Below are 655 nucleotides of genomic sequence, written 5' to 3' on the forward strand. Positions count from 1 at the left end.
CCGAGAAGCTCCGCCCAGATCTGCGCCAGCGCCGTCTCGACCGCGCCGCGCGGCGCCTCATAGCTGCGGCGCGCATAGGCGTCGTCGGCCGGCGCCGGCAGTGCCTTGCGGTCGAGCTTGCCGTTCGGCGTCAAGGGCAGCGCCGCAAGCCGCACGAACGCCGACGGCACCATGTAGTCCGGCAGCCGCGCACCCAGATGCGCGCGCAAGGCGCCGGCAAGCCCGCCTCCATCGTCGTCGTCCGAGCCGGCCTCGGGCGCGCACACCACATAGGCGACAAGATGCTTGTCGCCGGCGCGGTCCTGGCGCGCCACCACCACCGCCTCGCGCAGCCAGGCATGCTCGCAAAGCCGCGCCGCGATCTCGCCCGGCTCGATGCGGAAGCCGCGGATCTTCACCTGCTCGTCGTTGCGGCCCAAAAACTCCAGATTGCCGTCCGGCAGATAGCGCGCCAGATCGCCAGTCCGGTACAGCCGATCGCCGTCCACAAACGGGCTGGCGATGAACCGCGCCGCCGTCAGCTCAGGGCGGTTCAGGTAGCCCCGCGCAACGCCTGCCCCGCCAATGCAAAGCTCGCCCACCGCCCCGAACGGCACCGGCCCACCATGCCCGTCCAGAAGATACACCCGCGTGTTGGCAATCGGACGCCCGATCG

The 655-nt window shown here is 71.1% G+C and carries 1 protein-coding gene; it reads right to left on the reverse strand.

Translation table 11 applies throughout. From position 1 onward, the window contains the following. Positions 1–655 (reverse strand): AMP-binding protein (locus EOC06_RS38250; RefSeq protein WP_164899047.1); only part of this gene is annotated, 655 nt, incomplete at both ends.

Source organism: Mesorhizobium sp. M7A.F.Ca.MR.362.00.0.0, from assembly GCF_004023175.1.
Classification (GTDB): Bacteria; Pseudomonadota; Alphaproteobacteria; order Rhizobiales; family Rhizobiaceae; genus Mesorhizobium.